This is a genomic window from Bacillus carboniphilus, from assembly GCF_020524035.2.
GTDB lineage: Bacteria > Bacillota > Bacilli > Bacillales > JAIVKR01 > Bacillus_CC.
Genome location: NZ_CP129013.1, coordinates 1,948,711 through 1,968,552 on the forward strand (window position 1 = coordinate 1,948,711; position 19,842 = coordinate 1,968,552).

Annotated in this window: 21 protein-coding genes and 2 pseudogenes; 8 read left to right on the plus strand and 15 right to left on the minus strand. The window is 34.3% G+C overall.

What is annotated here, in order from left to right; translation table 11 throughout:
• Positions 1–9 precede the first annotated feature (9 nt).
• Both LC087_RS09975 and LC087_RS09980 read right to left on the minus strand, forming a co-directional pair.
• A complete protein-coding gene (locus LC087_RS09975) occupies positions 10–258 on the minus strand; it encodes a YueH family protein (RefSeq protein ID WP_226540256.1) in 249 nt (82 codons plus the stop codon).
• A 445-nt stretch (positions 259–703) separates the two neighbouring features.
• Positions 704–922 carry a spore germination protein gene (locus LC087_RS09980; protein WP_226540259.1) on the minus strand — a complete coding sequence of 73 codons (219 nt, stop codon included), beginning with the start codon at positions 920–922 and terminating at the stop codon, positions 704–706.
• Positions 923–1,042: 120 nt separating this feature from the next.
• Here LC087_RS09980 and LC087_RS09985 point away from each other — a divergent pair, with 120 nt between their 5' ends.
• The gene (locus tag LC087_RS09985) at positions 1,043–1,591 is read left to right on the plus strand and encodes a GNAT family N-acetyltransferase (protein WP_371932693.1); all 549 of its coding nucleotides are present in this window, start codon (positions 1,043–1,045) and stop codon (positions 1,589–1,591) included.
• Between the two features lie 75 nt (positions 1,592–1,666).
• A complete protein-coding gene (locus LC087_RS09990) occupies positions 1,667–2,614 on the plus strand; it encodes a LysR family transcriptional regulator (RefSeq protein WP_226540263.1) in 948 nt (315 codons plus the stop codon).
• Positions 2,615–2,753: 139 nt separating this feature from the next.
• Here LC087_RS09990 and LC087_RS09995 read toward each other — a convergent pair whose 3' ends face one another.
• Together LC087_RS09995 and LC087_RS10000 are read right to left on the minus strand one after the other, a co-directional pair.
• Entirely contained in the window at positions 2,754–4,103 is a 1,350-nt protein-coding gene (locus LC087_RS09995) for a M4 family metallopeptidase (RefSeq protein WP_306019535.1), read from the minus strand.
• Positions 4,104–4,642: 539 nt separating this feature from the next.
• Entirely contained in the window at positions 4,643–4,810 is a 168-nt protein-coding gene (locus LC087_RS10000) for a hypothetical protein (protein ID WP_226540267.1), read from the minus strand.
• A gap of 913 nt (positions 4,811–5,723) precedes the next feature.
• Here LC087_RS10000 and LC087_RS10005 point away from each other — a divergent pair.
• Positions 5,724–7,301 (plus strand): esterase/lipase family protein, encoded by a 1,578-nt coding sequence (locus tag LC087_RS10005; RefSeq protein ID WP_226540269.1) that lies wholly within the window; start codon positions 5,724–5,726, stop codon positions 7,299–7,301.
• A 15-nt stretch (positions 7,302–7,316) separates the two neighbouring features.
• Here the strand turns inward: LC087_RS10005 and LC087_RS10010 are convergent, their stop codons facing one another.
• Positions 7,317–7,862 (minus strand): HD domain-containing protein, encoded by a 546-nt coding sequence (locus LC087_RS10010; RefSeq protein WP_226540271.1) that lies wholly within the window; start codon positions 7,860–7,862, stop codon positions 7,317–7,319.
• Positions 7,863–8,043: 181 nt separating this feature from the next.
• Between LC087_RS10010 and LC087_RS10015 the strand changes: the two are divergent.
• Positions 8,044–8,506 (plus strand): annotated as a pseudogene (locus tag LC087_RS10015) (helix-turn-helix transcriptional regulator).
• A gap of 8 nt (positions 8,507–8,514) precedes the next feature.
• On the opposite strand, the gene LC087_RS10020 reads toward LC087_RS10015, so the two are convergent.
• Both LC087_RS10020 and LC087_RS10025 read right to left on the minus strand, forming a co-directional pair.
• Positions 8,515–9,870 carry a sensor histidine kinase gene (locus tag LC087_RS10020; protein WP_226540275.1) on the minus strand — a complete coding sequence of 452 codons (1,356 nt, stop codon included), beginning with the start codon at positions 9,868–9,870 and terminating at the stop codon, positions 8,515–8,517.
• Entirely contained in the window at positions 9,860–10,534 is a 675-nt protein-coding gene (locus LC087_RS10025; protein WP_226540278.1) for a response regulator transcription factor, read from the minus strand. The genes LC087_RS10020 and LC087_RS10025 overlap by 11 nt, the downstream gene beginning before the upstream one ends.
• 114 nt (positions 10,535–10,648) lie before the next feature.
• Here LC087_RS10025 and LC087_RS10030 point away from each other — a divergent pair, with 114 nt between their 5' ends.
• Entirely contained in the window at positions 10,649–11,872 is a 1,224-nt protein-coding gene (locus LC087_RS10030) for a PucR family transcriptional regulator (RefSeq protein ID WP_226540287.1), read from the plus strand.
• A gap of 137 nt (positions 11,873–12,009) precedes the next feature.
• On the plus strand, positions 12,010–13,143 hold the full coding sequence (gene ald / locus LC087_RS10035; protein WP_226540289.1) for an alanine dehydrogenase: 1,134 nt from the start codon (positions 12,010–12,012) through the stop codon (positions 13,141–13,143).
• A 74-nt stretch (positions 13,144–13,217) separates the two neighbouring features.
• Here the strand turns inward: ald and LC087_RS10040 are convergent, their stop codons facing one another.
• From LC087_RS10040 to LC087_RS10050, 3 genes are read right to left on the minus strand one after another with little or no spacing between them, the layout of a single operon-like run.
• Positions 13,218–13,559, minus strand: coding sequence for an ATP-binding protein (locus tag LC087_RS10040; RefSeq protein WP_371932578.1), 342 nt, complete (start codon positions 13,557–13,559; stop codon positions 13,218–13,220).
• Positions 13,560–13,584: 25 nt separating this feature from the next.
• Complete coding sequence (locus tag LC087_RS10045; protein WP_306019537.1) at positions 13,585–13,875, minus strand: histidine kinase dimerization/phospho-acceptor domain-containing protein; 291 nt, start codon at positions 13,873–13,875, stop codon at positions 13,585–13,587.
• Positions 13,835–14,989, minus strand: coding sequence for a PAS domain S-box protein (locus LC087_RS10050; protein ID WP_306019538.1), 1,155 nt, complete (start codon positions 14,987–14,989; stop codon positions 13,835–13,837). Before LC087_RS10050 ends, LC087_RS10045 begins: the two co-directional genes overlap by 41 nt.
• A gap of 306 nt (positions 14,990–15,295) precedes the next feature.
• Between LC087_RS10050 and LC087_RS10055 the strand changes: the two genes are divergently transcribed.
• Positions 15,296–15,886, plus strand: a complete 591-nt coding sequence (locus tag LC087_RS10055) for a biotin transporter BioY (protein ID WP_371932579.1) — start codon at positions 15,296–15,298, stop codon at positions 15,884–15,886.
• A gap of 277 nt (positions 15,887–16,163) precedes the next feature.
• Here the strand turns inward: LC087_RS10055 and LC087_RS10060 are convergent, their stop codons facing one another.
• Positions 16,164–17,663, minus strand: coding sequence for a leucyl aminopeptidase (locus LC087_RS10060; RefSeq protein ID WP_226540291.1), 1,500 nt, complete (start codon positions 17,661–17,663; stop codon positions 16,164–16,166).
• 214 nt (positions 17,664–17,877) lie between these two features.
• Between LC087_RS10060 and LC087_RS10065 the strand changes: the two genes are divergently transcribed.
• On the plus strand, positions 17,878–18,357 hold the full coding sequence (locus LC087_RS10065) for a divergent PAP2 family protein (protein WP_226540292.1): 480 nt from the start codon (positions 17,878–17,880) through the stop codon (positions 18,355–18,357).
• A gap of 42 nt (positions 18,358–18,399) precedes the next feature.
• Here the strand turns inward: LC087_RS10065 and LC087_RS10070 are convergent.
• The 4 genes and pseudogenes from LC087_RS10070 to LC087_RS10085 form a co-directional block, all read right to left on the minus strand.
• Positions 18,400–18,831, minus strand: a pseudogene (locus LC087_RS10070) (3D domain-containing protein); the annotation flags it as partial.
• 17 nt (positions 18,832–18,848) lie between these two features.
• Entirely contained in the window at positions 18,849–19,085 is a 237-nt protein-coding gene (locus tag LC087_RS10075) for a hypothetical protein (RefSeq protein WP_306019539.1), read from the minus strand.
• 153 nt (positions 19,086–19,238) lie between these two features.
• Positions 19,239–19,565 (minus strand): YuiB family protein, encoded by a 327-nt coding sequence (locus LC087_RS10080; RefSeq protein WP_371932580.1) that lies wholly within the window; start codon positions 19,563–19,565, stop codon positions 19,239–19,241.
• A 94-nt stretch (positions 19,566–19,659) separates the two neighbouring features.
• Positions 19,660–19,806, minus strand: a complete 147-nt coding sequence (locus tag LC087_RS10085; RefSeq protein ID WP_226540295.1) for a YuiA family protein — start codon at positions 19,804–19,806, stop codon at positions 19,660–19,662.
• Between the last annotated feature and the right edge of the window lie 36 nt (positions 19,807–19,842).

Here is a 19,842-nt window from a genome sequence, read left to right on the forward strand (position 1 = left end):
ATTTTCTATTTACATTTCTCTTGACCAGTAGGTTATTTTTTTCGCTAGTTGCTCTGCAATTTTTTTTGAAGTTCTAAGCTCAATCGATTGAAAAAGTTCACTGTATAGCTCTTCATAGGACATATTATAATCAAATATCGTGGACCATTGTATTTGTGGAATAGCGACCAATGTATATTCCTCTTTTTTATTTTCATAAATGTAAACATTTTCGATGTTAACATCGTCAAACGTTATGTTCGCTTTTCTTATTTTCATAATTATTTCTCCTTTCGCATAAAATGTACCTAATTATTATACATTTTTTTTAACATATAAGAATAAGAAAAGCGCAAGTGCCCGTTTAGCAACGAAGGGGCAAAGGAACGTCAACTAAGTACAGTCACGTCCTGTGACTAACGTTGACGCTAGCCCGTCCTGGGCATCGCCGTATGAGATAAAGGAAACACGAAAAACCGCAGGCTTCGATGTTGACTTATCATAAGGAGGAGGGCGAGGAATGAGGAATAATGAACGTCAACTAAGTTCAGCCACATCCTGTGACTAACGTTGACGCTAGCACATCGTGTGCGTCGGAGTTGCTGGGCGCTGGAGCTAGACAACGATGAAAGCACTCTCTTATAAAGGACAAAGTTTATACATTCTTATCTTTTTAAAAAAACAGGTGATTAGGGTCACCTGTTTTCATCTAAGAACAATCTATCTACAAGTTAAAAAACTGATTTTGATCAAACACATTAGGATTATATTCATTTGAAATATTTTTTTCATTGTAGTAACGATGTATATCACCACTATTATTGCTTCCGGCACCGCTAGCAGCTTTTAAACTACTTTTAGGAGATAATTTAAACGTGTCACCTACTTTAATCCCACCATCTTGAATTCTTTCTACTTCCATCGGTCCAACAAAAGCTGGCATTAAACATTCTCCTTTCAACTTATCATATGGTTCAGATATAAAATATGCAGGGATTTATTTAGTGGTGCAAGTATATATGTTTAATAATCTCCTTTTAAGGAGGAATCCTCATTGTTTATTATGCCTGTTGATAAAGATCTCTATATTCAACTATTAGAAACACATCATGCTAGTGAATTGTATATGCTCATAGAAAAAAATAGACTCTTCTTACAAGAATGGTTGCCGTGGGTAGCTTATACAACTACACCAGAACAAGTTCAACAATTTATTCAACTTTGGCTTGAACAGTTTTCACAAAATAATGGGTTTAATGGAGGAATACGATATCATCAACAATTAGTAGGGGTAATTGGAATGCATCATATTGACTGGCAGAACCTAAAAACAATGATTGGATATTTATTAGAAGAAAGGGCTCAAGGGAAAGGTATTATGACCAAATGTACTTCCGTCATGTTAGATTATATTTTCTTTGAAAAAGGATTACACCGTGTAGAAATTAGCTGTGGAGAACATAATGAAAAAAGTTGCGCAATACCTGAACGACTGCGTTTTAAAAAAGAAGGAGTATCAAGGGATGGAGAAAGATTAATGAACCGCTTTCATTCATTAATAAACTATTCCATGCTTAGAGATGAATGGCTAAAGTTAAAAGAATTTAAATAATTTTAGAATATTCATTTTATTTATGATAACCTATAAAGAAAAGATAAAATAAAGGCTGGCTCAAAGGGTGATCGAATGTTAGATATTGAACAAATGAAAACATTTCTTGCCGTTGCACAAACTCATCATTTTACTAAAGCAGCAAAAGAATTAGGTGTAACACAATCTACAGTCACATCAAGAATCAAGCAAATTGAAAGTATATATGGAACCTCTTTATTTTCTAGGAATAATAGAAAAGTAGAACTGACAACAGCTGGTCAATCTGTCGTTCCTATTTTCCAACGAACTTTGCAGCTCCTGGAACAATCCATTTCAACTATTCAAAATCGCAACCGGTATTTACAAAAACTATCTATCTCTTGTATTGATCCAATATGGACGAATAATTTCATAACAATGGTTCGCGACTTCTCATCTCATTATCCTGAAATTTCGTTTTCATATAAATCATTGTCAAACACGGATTCCCTGCATACACTCACTGATGGAATATCAGATATTTGTTTAACCTCTAGACCTATCTATCATTCAGATATCAAATGCGAAAAAGTTATTGAGGATCAGTATACGTTATTTGCACATCAAGATAGTAGAAAAGTAAAAACAATATCGCCTAATTTATTTAAAAAGTCCTTGTTTATTGAATACCCATGGGATGAGACGTTTAACCAATGGTTTAAGAAGCATGTTTCTTATCAAGTAGCTGACTTGAAAATTGAAAGTTATCCTTTACTAATTAAGTTAATGAAACAAGAGAAAACATTTTATTCCGTTTCATTAAAAAGTACAATTATGCAAGAAGATGATTTTACTCCTATCAAATTAACGATGAAAGAACCGTTTCCAAATCAAAGTATTTTCATAGCCTATAAAAAAAGCCATCCTCTTTCAACATGTTTAAATGAATTACACCAAAAAATAGAAATATTTTATCAAACCATCATCAAGTCCAATTTAATGGATAATGAAGCACCTCCCCTTCCTTGGCAACAACCGTTAGAACTAAATAAGATGCTTTAGTAAAGCTGCATCTTTATTATGCAAAAACCAAGCGGGCTAGGCAAGTCCATAGAACGTGGATGCTTTCCACTCCTGAAAGGTTTTAATCGTTTAAAAAGAGCTTGTCCTCCTAACTGGAGGCAAACTCTTTTTCTATCTTTTAATATACGCCTACTGCATTCCAAGCATCTTTTACTGCATTGTACTCAGTACTATTGCTACCATAAATATCAGCTGCAGATTGAAGCAATGCTGCACGTGCATCAGTAAACTGACTTGTAGATGTTAAATAGTTTGTTAGAGCACGGTAATAGATCTTTTCTGCTTTTGAATCACCAATTTCTTGAATGGTGTAGTAAGCCGCCTTGTTTGGAATTCCACTATTAATATGAACTCCACCCCAGTCACCTTCCTTAGTTTCAGGAAGATTTTGATAATTATTCATATGAGCAGGTTGATCATATAAAGTTGGATCAGACAAACTTCTTAAAGCATCTCCTGAGCGACTTGGTGTGTAAATATCTTCACCTAATAAGAAATCCTCTGGTTCAACAAAGTAACCAAATACGTCAGAAAAGGATTCGTTTAAAGCCCCTGATTGACTGACATATTCCAAACCGGCTGTATATTCTGTTACAGCATGTGTTAATTCATGAGCAACAACGTCTAATGCGCCAGATAATGGATCGAAAGTATACCCATCTCCATCACCGTAGACCATTTGCGTCCCATTCCAGAATGCATTATTGTAATTTGAATCATAGTTTACAGTCGAACGAATCGTTGAACCTCTATCATCAAAACTATTTCGGTCATGAGTTTCATAGAAATAATCATAAACAATTTCCGCATTCGCGTGCGCATCGACTGCTGCACCTTGAGAACGTGAAGTCCAAGCATTGTTCCTATCAGTAGAATAAGACCCTGGTAAAGACGTGTAATTATTAGCTGTTCTTGTTTGAATCGTACCACTCATTGCTGACTTTGTTTCATCATATAAATAATACGTACCGTTATAGTAATATGTGTTTAACGACTTCTTATCTCCATTAACTCCATACCCATATCCAGTTGTTGATGCTTCATGGATAACGTTTTGAGATGAAATTACTTTTCCATTTTTTGCATTAATATAAATCATCCAGTTAGCTCCGTATGGCTGAATGAATTGCAAATTCACTTTATACGCTAATAAGAATTTCCCCTCATTTTCATATACAACTAACTCAGCATTTTCCACTGTATCTTCAACATCACTGAAAGCAAATGGATCTGAGAGGTCTTTTTCAACAATGGTTTCTTCTTTATTAAGATCGATATGTTTCCATGCTTTTTTCAATGCTTTATTCGTGTCTATTTTTGCTTTCGTATTTTTTAATTTTTTTGATGCTTCTGGTTGGAGATTCCCGTTTGTAGCAACGACTTCCCCTTCTTTATTGACATGAACTAAGAATTCACTACCATCCACTGGGACACTATTTACATGTTGAATATATTTATAATGTTTCATTCCAATTTCATCATTTTCTACTCTTACTAGTTTTAATTGGGCACGAGGATCGATATCAAATAATTGTCGGTTTTCCTCTAAGAAGGATTCAACTTGCCCGCTAGATTTAACAGAATCATCAGATAACTTACCTGATAAAAAGGTAGGTGAATCTTTCTCTTCATTCCATTGTTTCTCTACTAATTCAAGCTTCTCTAGTGCCTCTTTCTTCTCTTTACTCGTTTCCTGCTAGAACTCCGGGTGCAAACGTTGCAACTGATAGTCCAGTAGCTAATACAACAGCTAAACTTTGTTTTTTCAAAAATATCTCTCCCCTTTTTTAAAATAGTTTGAAAAATTGTTATAAAAACACCTTAGCATAGAAATAGACATACGTATATTGGGAAACTTGTCGAAAAATCTAATGAATATACAAAAGATTTTATATTTATTTCCCAATTTTATATGTCTACTATTCTTGATATAATAGATTGTTCATCAAATTTAATAAAAACAAATATACAGGTCGATAGTTTCATAAATATTTTAGAACGTTTTAACTATTGTTCATAATGTATTTGCTCTTTCATTGACTCTTTACGGAAAAAAAGTGTATAATCTTGATTTGATTTTCTTCCAAAAATGCGAAAACAATATACATATGTAAAAACAAATCCCAGCGAGAAAAATGAAAACAAAATAACAATAATCATTTCGAAATACTTCATTTGAACAACTCCAATTTACAGATATTTTCTCTACTGTTTTGACGACAGTCATCGACAAAAAGTTTCATAATGTTAAACCTTTAATAAACTTCATTTTGTTTTAATAGCATTTACATAACAATCACAAATGTATTTTAAATTCTTTTGAAATTCGAAGTAAACACTTCTAGAATTCTCCAAGTACGTGTTCAAAAAGTAGGGGGAAAAAGAGCCGAGAAGTCGAAAAGTATCATCGCCTTGATCAGCCACGACAAACATAAGATGGGATTACTTTGAAAGGTGCTCTTTACCTTTCATGAAATCCTAGCTATTTCTGAAGATCTACTAATACAATGGATCATCAACTAAGAACGGCCACGTCCTGTGGCAACGTTGATACTAGAACATCCTGTTCATCGACGTCCTGTGGGTAACGTAGATCCACCCCCTTCCTGTAGGCGTCTCCTGGCTAGGCGATAGAACTAGACAAGAACGAGGCGCCTAGTCAAAGGAACGCAGGCTAAGTTCAGTCACGTCCTGTGACAGCGTCTGCGCTAGCCCGTCCTGGTCATCGAAGTACTCGCAGTGTACGTACACATAAAGGATCACAGGCTAAGAACAACCACGTCGCGCGAGTTAACGACTGCGCTAGCACATCGTGTGCGCCTGAGGAGCGGAAACGCAAACCAACAAAGTTATTCGACAGCAATTTTTCATGACTTTTTGAACAGCCTCTTCAAGGTTACTCGCTAATAAGCTACCCTTCATACCTTAGTCTCATTCAGACTATTCAGTCATCTTACTTTCGAATCATTTTCATGTGACATTAATCATATTTAACAAAAAAGTATATCTAATTTTACATATCTATTATATGATTATTCACGTGATAGTTTCAGACTATTTCAATAATAATATACGGAGGTTTTGTCATTTGAGAAGAAAACTACTATTGTTACTCGTCTTTGTTATGTTTATTCCACAAGTAGCTGAGGCAGGAAAGTTTTTCCCTGGAGAAACTAGCACTCCTGGTGAATGGTTTTTAGGAGACATACCTACTGAGATTGATTACTCAAAAGCCCCTTTGGTATTTGTTCATGGTTTGAATAGCTCGGCAGAGACATGGACCGACGACAATGATATGGATGAAATGGTTTACGAGAATGGATATGAAAGCGCTTATATTAATCTATATCCTGAAGAAGATATGTGGGATAATGGAAAACTATTAAAAGAAAAATTAGAAGAGATATATGACCATTTTGGAAGAAAGGTCATTCTTGTAACGCATAGTAAAGGTGGAATTGATTCGCAGGCTGCATTAGTTCATGAGGGCGCTGATGAATATGTAGAAAAGGTAATTACGCTATCAACTCCTCATTATGGTTCTCAGTTAGCAGATCTTGCATACAGTAGTTGGGCTAGCTGGCTGACTTCTATCATTGGTAGTAAAAGTGATGCTCTTTATTCACTTCAAACAAGCTACATGAGCTATTTTAGAGAGCAGACAGATTCCGACCCTGATAGTCAGTCCACACCTATCTATACATTTGGCGGAAAGGATTGGGGTTCTTTTGGGGGATACCTTTTTTGGGGAGGATTATACTTAAGCAGCTATGGAAAAAATGATGGTGCTGTTACCGTTAAAAGTTCAAGGCTGCCGTATTCAACAGAAATAAGCGTTGGAAATTGGGATCACTCTACCATCAAAACGGGTAGTGCAACCTTTAACCTATTCGAGTCATATTTAACTAGTTCGAATGCAAATCAAAATTCACTGACAACCTCATCCACATTATCAAAACAGAACACATTCAATTTAGTACAAAATTACAATAGCTCTTTTACGACTAATGTCTCTTTGGATGAAGAAAAGACTACTGCTAACTCTATTTTTCGCGGTGGAGAATATATTGGAAAACAAAAGGAAACATTTTTTGTAGATGAAACGACAACCTCAATTAATCTTGATTGGATGAGTGCATACGAAGATACGAAAATTACGTTGATTAGTCCAAGTAAAAAGGTGTATAAAAATGTTCAAACATCCCTTGATGTAGACTCTGTTTTTAAAGGAGCCTATCACCACAAAATAACAGTAAATAAACCTGAAGTAGGAAAGTGGACGGTTAAAGCGAAACAACCTAATAAGAAGGATGGATACTTCTTACAAATATCATTTGATAGTGATTTGAATGACGACCTTGAAATTGAAAAGAAAAAGACGACAAAAAATAAAGTTCAGATGAAACAACAAGTTAAACACATTAAAAAGAATTCTCTCTCAACAGATGTAACGATTCAGTATTCAGAAAATGGCGAAAAGAAAGAAGAAAAACTATCTTCTACTAACATTAAAGATCTCTCGGACATCCCTCTACAAAATAAAGGAGAAGGTATTTATCATATCTCGATGGAAATAGAAGGTAATACAGAGAGAAATAATAAATTTGAACGATCTCTCCTTTATACTATCTACATTGATGACAAAGGAAAAGTACACCAAAAGTAAGGATACAAAGGTGGCTTAAGCTGTACTGCTTGAAGATTTCTTCTTCCTATTTTGAACAGCTTGAGTCACTTTCATTTCTAAATCAGCAATTTTTTTACTCGCTAAATGTAACTCTATTTTCCGATAATGATGCCTTCCAAACGGTTCTTCATCTAATTCATCCGCTAATTTCACAACCTTTTGCAGGGGACTTACTGCTAACTCACCATCTGGCAAGTAAGAATCTGTATGCAGTAATATGGCGATGGCAATTTTTTTAGCATCTTGAGGCTTCTCGCCGAGCTTGATCAAAAGCTTGTGTGCACGTTCAGCCCCTTTAATGGCGTGTATGTCATTTTCCCGATACCTTTGAAAATCCCATGTTCCATCGGTATACCATTCGTAATGTCCAATATCATGAAGCAGGGCAGCCTTTGTTGCTAAATCAGGATTTACTTCATGACTTATGGATAATTCGAAAGCATGAAAACTAGTAGAGATGGCATGCGCTAAACCTGAACGTTTTAAATATTTTTGTGCAATAGGGTCATTAAAAACATCCGTTAACGATACTCTTCTCATTTCCAAATACCCTCCTAAAAGTTTTCTTTACAACATAACATATAGCAAACTATGCTTCAACTCATTTGGCATATTTTATAACCAATCTTCTCATTCAATAGTATTTGAGTGTTGTGTTTTGAAAAGTCCTGATCAATAGTGTATAATTACACTAACACTACTTAAGTTAGGAATGACCTATGTGAAAAAGAAAGATTGGATCAAGCTCATATCGACTAAGATACGTTTAATACGAACCGAACAACATTATACTCAAAATGAATTCGCTGAAATTGTCGGAATAAGCAAGAAAACACTGGTACAAATTGAAAAAGAAAGACAACTTGCAAGCTGGCCTTTAGTAGTCACTATCTGTGCTATATTTAAAGAGAGTGAACTGTTGCAGCAACTTGCAGGTGGAGAACCTATTGAACTTGTTACTCTACTCTCCCCTGCAAAAGCCACCGATCCAAAAAGAAAAAACACTCGGAGGTAAAGTATGGTGGAAAAATATAGAACATTCAGATGGATTTCGATTACAACAAAATTTAATTAGTCAACATTATCGTATCCTAGATGACCAAGACTTCAGGTGCTTTTTTTCATTTGATTATGAAGAAGCCCTATTATTTTTTGAAAAACTAAAAAGAGATAAACACATATAAGCCTGTGTTTATCTCTTTTCCCATTCAACCGAAAATACAACACCATTTTGACTATTTTCAATGGTTAATTTCACATTATGCAAATCAGCAATCCGCTTCATTATTGCTAATCCTAACCCAAAATTCCCGTTTTCTCCTTTAACAAAAGGTTTAAAAATAGATTGAGCAACCTCTTCTGAAATCGGATCACCATCGTTTTTAAAAGTAGCTATGACCTCTCCTTCTATCGTTTTGTAAATATCAATGGAAATTTTCGTTTTTGCATACTTAAGCGCATTGTCAATCATATTTTCAAAAAATATTTTCCACTGTTCGTGGTCACCTATAATTGTGACATCTTCAATTGAAGAATCTATGTTCACTTCTTCTCGTTTATGATGGAGACGGATAATTACCTGCTCAACAAGTAGTTTTATATTTATTTTTTCTTTTTTTCGTTTTTGTGAAGCTAAATAGTCCAGTTTAGTTAAATATAATAAATTTTTAATCTTTTTCTCAAGTTGTGCCGCTTCTTCCTCTATCACTTCTGCTGAACCTACTAGACTACCTGAAGGATAAATCCCATCTTTAAGCGCCTCAGCATAGCTTCTTATCACCATAACAGGTGTTTTCAAGTCATGTGACACATGTTGAAGCATAGTTTGCTGGGTCTCATCTTGCTTTTTTAATTGCTGTCTCATTACTTCAATAGATGAAGCTAAGACACCAATTTCATCCGTTCGATCTAACTCAAGTGGTTCATTCCATTTTTTCTTAGCAAGTTTTTGAACATGCCTTTGGATTTGAACAAGCGGTTTTACGAACCATTTTGAAAAGAAAATCGACAACACTACCGCTCCTAATAAAACAACTCCTAAAACAAGGTACAAGCGTTGAAGTAAAGTTGATACGAGCTCTTCACGATACGTCTCCCAAAGAAATGAGACAAGATAAAATTCCTGACCATTGATAATGACACTATTTTTTATGACATAAAACATCTTTTTCCCATCAATTTCTTTTTCATAACGTTTCGATTCTTCTTCCTGACTTATAGCTTGGTGAATAATAGAATTTAATGTCTCTATAGGGTTGGGAATTGAAAAGCTATCTTTTTTATTAAGTCGATAAGTTTGATTAGATTCTTTATGGATAACAAATTCCTTAACTGACCGGAACGATTGTTGATCAGATTCATCAATTTCCCATTGTTGTAACCCATCTCTCGTTTGATAATTTTGCCAATCTTCAATCGTTCGATAAATCTCATTTGTAAAAAAACTATTTAACGTCATAGGGATGACCAACGATAATATGCCACCAATCAAGATTGAAAAGCAGGTAAAAATAATCAATAGCTGTTGCCATATTGGTCTATTTTTCATGTACGTCCACCGCTCGGTATCCGAAACCATAAACCGTTTCTATATTTATAAAGGGCATTTTCCTTCTTATTCTTCTTACTAAATCATCAACCACTCGATCGGAACCAAAGTAATCTTCTCCCCACACTAGGTTTAAGATCTCTTCTCTTGAGAACGCTCGTCCAATATGATCAGCAAACAAGGCAAAAAGATCAAATTCCAATGATGTTAGAGAAAGTGGATTTCCATCTAAAAACACGAGACGTTTTTGTTTGTTAATCTCATATGGTCCATATTTTTCAATATTTGTTTGGAATTTTTCATACGTACGATTTAAGATTTTTTTTGCTCGAATAATTAATTCCTTTGGCAAAAAAGGCTTCGATAAATAGTCTTCACTTCCAAGCTCTAACCCTAATATACGATCTAAGTCCGCGTCCCTTGCACTAATAAAAATAACAGGGGTGGACTGATTATGATCTTTTATTTTCTTTAATATTTCATATCCATCTACTTCAGGTAACATAATGTCTAGTATCCACAAATGAGGTTCATTTGCAATTACATTTAATGCCTCCTTCCCATTGGTAAAAGAGGTAACATCCCATCCTTCTTGTCTTAAATACATCGTTAATACTTGATTTAAATGGTGCTCATCTTCAACTAAATATATTTTAAAACTCATGAAAACACTCCTCTACGTTCATCTTTCTTTTAACAATCATAAAACATGATGACGAGATAATCTATAATGTATTAATCTAATATTATGTTGAATAACACAAAAGAAGGTGAGTATATGAATCATGACCCTTTTAAGTATAGCTTTAACAACTTAGACGATATTGCAGATCGAATAAGTGAAATCCTTCAATGTGCCATCACAATAGAAGATATTAACCATCGATTATTAGCCTATAGTTCGCATAAATCGGGAACAGATGACGCAAGAACAGCCACAATTATCGAACGAAGAGTACCAGAAAAAGTAATTAATCGCCTATGGAAAGATGGGATTATTCCTAAACTACTACAAACAGACAATCCGATCAGAATTAAAAATATTGAAGAGATTGGACTAAACGACCGTGTCGCTATTTCCATATGGCATAAACAGGAAGTTGTAGGATTTATTTGGGCCCTTGAAAATGAAAAAAACCTTGAAAAGGATGACATCGAATTACTAAAAAAAGCAGCAAAGTCAGTCAAAAACAAATTATTAAACCTTCAAGCAAGAAGAATTAAAAAGGTGGAAAAAAGCCAAGAGTTTTTTTGGAAATTACTTACTGGACATGTAGCAACGACCAAAGAGATAAAGGCAGGTATTGAAGAACTTTTATATACAGTGCCATCATCTTATTCGATTGTGATTTTAAAATTTCCACACCCAATTGATGAAGGAACAGAGAAACATATCCATTATCTTTTAGAGACAACACAGCAAGTGACGATCCTTCTTTCAACCATTGATTATAATGAATTACTGATGTTTATTATCCCAAAAACGGAATATCCATTAAAAGATATTAAAACCTTTTTACATTGGTTGGATTTACAACTAGGCGACCGTTACTCTATCAAAGGAGTTATGGCCAGTATTGGTGGTATTTATCAAGATTTAACAAACATTGTAGGAAGTTATCAAGAAGCTCAAACCGTACTGAAAATAAAAGAAAAATTCCCAACTGAAACGCTCGATCTCGTTAGTTATTCTGAACTAGGAATTTATCAATACTTAGATATCTTAGCAGATCAAAGAAAGCGGTATGGATTTATTAATTATTCCTTGATGAAGTTACTTCAATATGACGAATATCACAATACAGACTTAGTAAAAACATTGGAAGCATTCCTTGATGAAGACGGCAATGCCAAATCTGCTGCCAATTCATTAAAGGTTCACCTTAATACGCTTAGTTATCGTATCAAAAGAATTGAACAAATAGGTGAGATTGATTTAAAAAATATCAATCAAAAAATGACAATCTATTTAGATTTGAAAATACGTAAAATGACTTTGTGAATTTTCACAAAGTCATTTATTAAATTTCTCCTTTTCAAACAAACAACCTTTTCACATTTTTAATTATACTAATAATAAATTATATGGTTATTATACGAAGAATAACATTAGGTTTTTTGCATAAAGGAGGAATCTTTATGATTATTGGTGTACCAAAAGAGATAAAAAATAACGAAAACCGCGTGGCTTTAACACCTGCTAACGTCTCCCAATTGGTCAGTCATGGACATAAAGTCTATGTTGAACAAGAAGTTGGGGCAGGAAGTAACTTCTTTGATGAAGACTATGAAAATGCAGGTGCACAAGTCCTCTCTGATGCGAGTGATGTTTGGTCACATGCAAATATGGTTATGAAAGTAAAAGAACCATTATCTGAAGAATATCAATTTTTCAGAGACGATTTGATCTTATTCACCTACTTGCACTTAGCTGCTGAACCCAACCTTACAGAAGCATTAAAGAACAGTGGAATTACAGCCATTGCTTATGAGACGGTCGCTGATGGACACTCTCTTCCATTATTAACTCCTATGAGTGAGGTTGCTGGTCGAATGTCAGCACAAATTGGAGCTCAATTATTAGAGAAACCAAAAGGTGGAAAAGGCATTCTCCTGTCTGGTGTTCCAGGGGTGAGTAGGGGCAAGGTAATCATTATTGGAGGCGGTGTTGTTGGAACAAATGCCGCTAAAATTGCAATTGGACTCGGAGCGGATGTAACAATTGTCGATGTTAACGCCAATCGATTACGACAATTAGAAGACATTTTTGGAAACCAGATTAAAACATTAATTTCGAATCCCACAACACTTATTCAAGCAGTTGCTGAAGCAGATTTACTAATATGCGCGGTGTTAATTCCTGGAGCAAAGGCTCCTACGTTAGTAACAGAAAAAATGGTAAAAACAATGAAAAAGGGCTCAGTCATCGTTGATGTAGCCATTGACCAAGGTGGAATTGTAGAAACGATCGATCATATAACGACTCATGATAACCCAACTTACGAAAAGCATGGTGTTTTACACTATGCAGTAGCAAATATGCCTGGTGCTGTTCCACAGACCTCAACAATCGCCCTTACAAATGTGACAGTACCTTTTGCCCTTGAAATAGCAGACAAAGGTTTGCAAACGGCTCTTTCTGATAACCCTAGTTTAAAACATGGTGTAAATGTAGCCGCAGGTCAAGTAACATATAAAGCCATTGCGAACGATTTATCATACACCTATGTCCCAGTTGAAACAGCTTTACAAGAAGTAACAACAAAAATATAATCTGCCCATAGAACAACCTCGAATCAACTAAAAAGCTACCTTCCATAATTTAGAGGTAGCTTTTTACCTTATCTTTAACTAATAGCTGGCAATAAAATATATACATTTGTTCCTTTTCCTTCAATACTTTCAAACTGAATATCACCTAAATGCTCTTCTTTTATTATTTTATAACAAACGGTTAAACCTAACCCTGTTCCACGGTCTTTTGTTGTGAAGAAAGGCTCCCCTAACTTTTCTAACATTCCAGGAGGAATACCCCCACCTTCATCCTTAATGGACACATCAATATAGGTGCCGTATGAAGTAACCTCTATATCAATTTTACCCTCACTTGACATTGATTCAATCGAATTTTTAATCAAGTTGATAAATACTTGTTTCAGATGGTTTTTATTCGCTTTGATCAACGGCAATTGATTTTGAACAGTATAATTAAGTTCAATATCCTTTTTTTTGAGCCGCTGTACTCATTAATAAAATAACATCTTCTAAAATCCCCTCAACTCTTTCCTCTGTAAAATCTTTTTGATGAGGTTTTGAAATAATGAGAAGCTCTCCAATGACTTCATTCATTCTGTCGATTTCTTCTTCCATAATTTTATAATATTTCATTGAACGATCATCATACGTATAGGACTCCTTTAGAAATTGTATAAACCCTTTAATGGAAGTCAACGGATTACGAATTTCATGAGCAATCCCCGCAGCTAGTTCGCCTATGACACTCATCTTTTCTGATTGAAGAATAAAGTCTTCCTGTTTTTTTTAATTCAGTAACATCATTACCTATACAAAGAAGAAATAGCTTCCCTTTCATATGAATAGGAATCTTCGTTACTTCAATAATTCTTTTCTCACCTTGATAAGATTCAATTACTTCAATTGACTTGTTTTTCTTGACTTTGTTTTCAAGTATAAAACGTTCTTCCTGTTCAATGGTCGTTGCTCTTTGAGAGTTGTTATCTAATTCTGTTTCTTTTCTTCCTATCATTTCTTTTTCAGACAACCCGTATAATTGCTTAAGTGATGAATTAATGAGGATAAACCTATGATTAAAATCCTTCACATAAATATAGCTTGGATTTAAATGAATAATTTTAGCCAATAAATATCTGTACTCTTTCAAATCAATATTAATCATAGAAAGATTATTAGATTGCAAAGTAAAAAAACCTGTAAATATAATAATCGTAGATAGCACTGACCCAAAATTCGAAAAAAATATAGGGATGACTTCCATTTTACTTAATATCCCTATAATAAAAATAAGAAATACAGCAGTGGATAAATATGTACAAAATATTCTTAAGGAAGCTTCTTTCAAACGAAAAGTAATAAAAATAAGTAAAAGAATCCCCAACATTCCGATGATATCATTTAAAAAGAATATCCAACCTAATGAACCATAGTGAGGATAAAAATATGAAAGATCATGATAGGTTTTAAGTTCCAGACCAGCTATTCCAAAATTAGACCAACTAAAGATATAAACAATGGTTGAGAAAACAAGTAACAAATAAAAGAATCTTTTATTCACCCAATTAAAATGATGATGATAAAAAATATCTTCAGATGGAACGTATTTAATTAATAATCTAGAAATCAAAAATATTACTGGTGTCGTATAAATGTTGGCTATATTAAGAACTTTATATAAAAAATGAACGGTCTGTTCATCAAACAAATTCACACTATATAAAAGGGAGATGTTTACTTGCCCTAAAAATTGAAAAGCTAAATAAATGATTACCACTTTTGATAATGGTATACGGTAAAGCAGAAAAATAACAAAAACAAACGAAAGTGGAATCAAAGAAACAAGGAACAGAAGCATAAAAATCATATTCAATCACTCCAAACAAGCTACCTCTTCTATCCTCTCAACAATTTCTTACAATGAATTTGTAATGATAATTTTTAATCACCTCATTAACTATACTAAAATTTCTTTTTTCTATCTATATATTTCACTAAATTCAATGAAAACAACGTTAAAGACTCAACCAACATATTTCAAGTTAGCCTAATTAAATCCTAAAAGGGGAAAACAAATTCAAAAATGTTAACCTTATATTATAATAAGTTGACAATACTAGTGTTTATCAATTAAATTAAGTCTATAGAAATATATATACGAGGAGTGATTATATTGAAATCAATTCGAGCTTACGATATTACTTTAGTAGCTATGTTTGCAGCTCTCATGGCAATTGGAGCAAACCTTACCTCTTGGGCTCCTTTTCTACAAGTAGGGGGGGTACCTCTTTCCATGGCACCATTTTTTTGTATTTTAGCAGGGCTCCTTTTAGGAAGTCGATTAGGTGCCTTATCTATGACTGTCTATATGTTAGTAGGAATCGTAGGAGCACCCGTTTTTGCTCAGTTTAAATCAGGTATATTCGTTATTATTGGCCCGACAGGTGGGTTTATCATTTCATATATTTTAACCGCCTATGTTTCAGGGAAAATAGTCGAAAGAAAAAAAGAACCTACTTTCCCAACATTCCTGATTGCTTCATTAGTAGGAATTTCTACTATTTATTTATTTGGGACAACGTATTTCTGGGTAGCCAATAATGTTTGGCTAGACTTTAAAATGGGGTATGGAGCAGCCTGGGGAATCATGAGTTCGTTTATGATAAAGGATTTGGCCTTTACCATTTTGGGAGCAATCATTGCTCCAAGAGTTTTTCAAGCAGTAAAACGAGCAACTAACTATCAAAAACATCATGCGGCATAAGAAAAGCTAGAGGGACACGATAAATCTTTAAAGTGCGTGTTCAAAAAGGCGGGAAAAAAGAGCCGAGAAGAACGAGGCGACGAAGCTATGAGCACCACAGTGTACGTTCTTTGTACATGAGGAGTGTAATAGCGAGACAACAAAGTTATTCGACTGCAATTTTTTTAAGACTTTTTGAACAACCTCTTAAAGGATGGAATCTAAATAAGAAAGCAAAGTTAGAACATTTTTCAGGCCATATAAGTCTGTTAAAAAAGCTGGCGATTGCCAGCTTTTTTTATTCACTAAAATTTTCAATGAAGTTCGCAAGAGTCCTTGACATAACACCTGTGGCTCCACTTGGACCTAAATCATCCGCTTGTTTTTTCATAGCCGTACCTGCAATATCTAAATGAACCCATGGTGTTTTCTCGACAAATTCTTGTAAGAAAGCAGCAGCAAAAATGGCGTGACCGTCACGTCCAGGAGAATTGTTTAAATCAGCTACTTTACTTTTACATACCCGTTCTTTATGTTTAGGAGGTATAGGCAATTGCCAAATTGGCTCTCCGCAATTTTCAGATGCTTTTTCGACAGACTGGAGTAACTCTTGATCATTGGTCATTGTTCCTGTGGTCTCATTTCCAAGAGCAACAACAACCCCTCCCGTTAAAGTTGCTACATCTATTATATACTTGGCTCCATTTTGCTTGGCATAGGTAATTCCATCAGCTAGAGCTAATCGACCTTCTGCATCTGTATTTAATACCTCAATTGTTTTACCAGACATAGAAGTGATGACATCATCTGGTTTCATTGCTCCACCGCTAATCATGTTATCTGTTGAAGGTATAACCGCTAACACATTTTGTTCAGGTTTTATCTGCGCTATAATTTCCATTGCTCCTAAAACAGATGCGGCTCCCCCCATATCTGTTTTCATTTCAACAATACTGTCTTTAGATTTCAAGGAATATCCACCTGTATCAAAAGTAATTCCTTTCCCAACAAGGGCAATAACATCTTCCCAGTTCTTCTTCCCTTGATACTTAAGTATTATCATTTTAGGTGGCTCTTCAGAACCTTTGTTTACAGCTAATAAAGCACCCATTCCTAAAGACTCCATTTGATCTTTTTCAAGTATGTCATATTGCAATCCATACTGTTGGGCAATCGAAATAGCTTCTTCTGCCATCTTTGTAGGAGTTAAAATATTACCAGGCATATTTACTAACGTACGTGCCTTATTCGCACCTGTTCCATATAAGGACCCTACCTTGATATTCGCTGATATTGCTTTATGTTCACCGTTTGTATCAACTTGTACCTTTTTGAGGTTTGAAACTTCCTCACCTGTTTCACTTTTCTTATAATGAACAATGCGATAAGTCGAAAGAGTAGCAGCTTCCCCTAATAGTTGCGCTATTTTCACTTCATCAATTTCTGATTGTATAAAGGTATCTAAAACAACACTAACTTCTTGATGTCCATCGCCTTGAACCTTTTGACACACCCGTCCGAAAGCTTCTCTTGCTATATCAACACTGTATTGATCTTTATATCCTAGCCCAACAAAATAGATTCTTTTTATAGGTAACTTACCTAGCGTATGTATTGTACTCACTTTTTTTGAGTCTGAACGAATGTCTTTATCTTTGATCATGTCCATTAAGGAGCCATCCATTTGACGATCCATTTCTAAGATTGTTTCATTATAGGACGTATCTTCTTTGAAAACTCCAACTATTAACGTTTTTTTCTCATATAGATGTTCTTTCTTTTTTACTGTGAACTCCATTCCTACACCTCCGAGGTTATTTCTTTATGTTTTACGAACTCTCTTTATTATAAATGATCCACTCATATTTTTCGATTCCCTAAATATTAGTCTCAAGCAATCAATATTTAAATTCACTTCTTTAAAAAATCATCCTTTTTTTATGGTAAGATAATGGTTAAAATAAAAACATTGATTTCTTTTGATCATTGTTTAAAGGAGCGTTCTCAATCACATGAATGAACTGTTAAACTTTCCTTTACTTTCTTCTTTATGCGCCATTTTTTTTGCTCAATTTATAAAAGTACCCATACAATTTGTCGTTAGCAAAAAATTAGATTGGTCACTTTTAACTAGTACAGGAGGAATGCCTAGTTCTCATTCCGCAGCAGTAACTGCCTTATCAACGGCTATCGCTATAGATCATGGCTTTCATTCTCCTATATTTGCAGTTGCTGCCATTTTTTCAATTATTACAATGTTTGATGCTACTGGTGTACGAAGACATGCGGGTGAACAAGCTACCGTACTTAATAAATTAGTAATTGATTTCAATCGTTTTGTAGAGGAAGCCAAAATATGGCCTAAAATAGAAGAACAAGAAAAACAAAGAAGGCTAAAAGAGCTTTTAGGTCACCAACCTATAGAGGTCTTTTTTGGAGGACTTACCGGAATTTTATTAACTCTTTTTTTACACTACATCCTATCTACATGATTATGTAAATTATCGGAAAAGAAAAGAGCTAACAACGTACTGTTAGCTCTTTTCTTTTAAATATTTTTGCCTAAAAACTTGCATGTCTTTATTTTCGTTTAACTTTCTTAACTCTTGTTCCGTTAACTTTCCATTTCCTTTTTTAATGATGTATACTTCAAGTTGTTTTTTTCCCCATTCAGTGTAAACCTCATTTACAGAGTCAAAGTAAAGGTCTAAACGATTTCCTTTTATAGCCCCACCTTTATCAGCAACTACTCCGTACCCATAATTAGGAATATAGATAACTGTACCAATTGGAAATACCTCAAGGTCTGCCGCAATTGTTGAGTATAAATCTCGCTTCACCTCAACACCTGAATAGGTTAGGCCATACTGTGGATGATTTGGCGTTTTTCCCGTTGATTCATAACCTGCTGTATAACCTGTTGCCAATACCGTTTTACTTGGATATTGCGACCAATCAAAATGATCTAAAGACATATTCTCATTTATTTTCGCTTCACTAGATGAAGTTTTTGTAGTTGCGCTGATTGACTATGTAATGATTTATAGAATAAGCCAATCATTTTGAATGGATTTTGGTCATAAAGTTCGTGATTGCTCTTTAAAGCATGTCTTATATCTTGGGCTTCAACTCCTGAAATGGAATTCAAGGTACTAATAACCGCAGCAAAAAAAAGAATGATCATTAAAAATCGTTTTAAAACGTTTTTTATACGATTCATTTTCTTCCTTTTCAACTCCTCTCACTAGACTATTCGTTCCCTTTTCATGAACGATTTATACAATCTAATGAGAAAATAAACAAAAGGTAATTTTTTCAACAAAAAAACTTGTTTTATTTCTCCCTAAAAAAAGAGAAATAAAACAAGTTAAAATTAAAACATCTGATATCCATTTTTTCGTAGCATCTTAATCACAACCCCTGATAAGATGGCACCTACAAAACCAGAAATCAGTATAGTAATATCCGCCATGTGTAATGAAGCCGATTTTTCTATTAAAAAATTGATTGAACCGCTCAGGTCTCTAAAATAATCAATCAATCTAAGGTCATCATCTATAATGGCTATACAAACAATTGGATAAATGATGGCCATAATCCAAGACATTCGAAGAAGCATATTTAAAATAAAACCTATTGAAAAAAACAAAACTAAAAATATGAGTATAGATAATAGTACCTGTGGTAAACTAAGACCCAATCCCTTCACCTCCATCGCGTCATTCATAAGTTTACTGGAGGTTCTATCTAAGAGTCAATCAACAATCTCTTGAACTTTTCAAAGGGATCATTATTTAACAAAACGTAATTTTACTTGTTTCGTCAGTCACACCAGTTCCTTGACATTTAGAGCACGTCTCTGATCCACCTAGTAGCAATTGAAAATATCCTTTTCCAGAACAGTAGGGACATTGATTTTTTGGTGATGATGATAAGTACACCGCTACACCTTCTTTTTTCTGAATTTTTAAAATTTT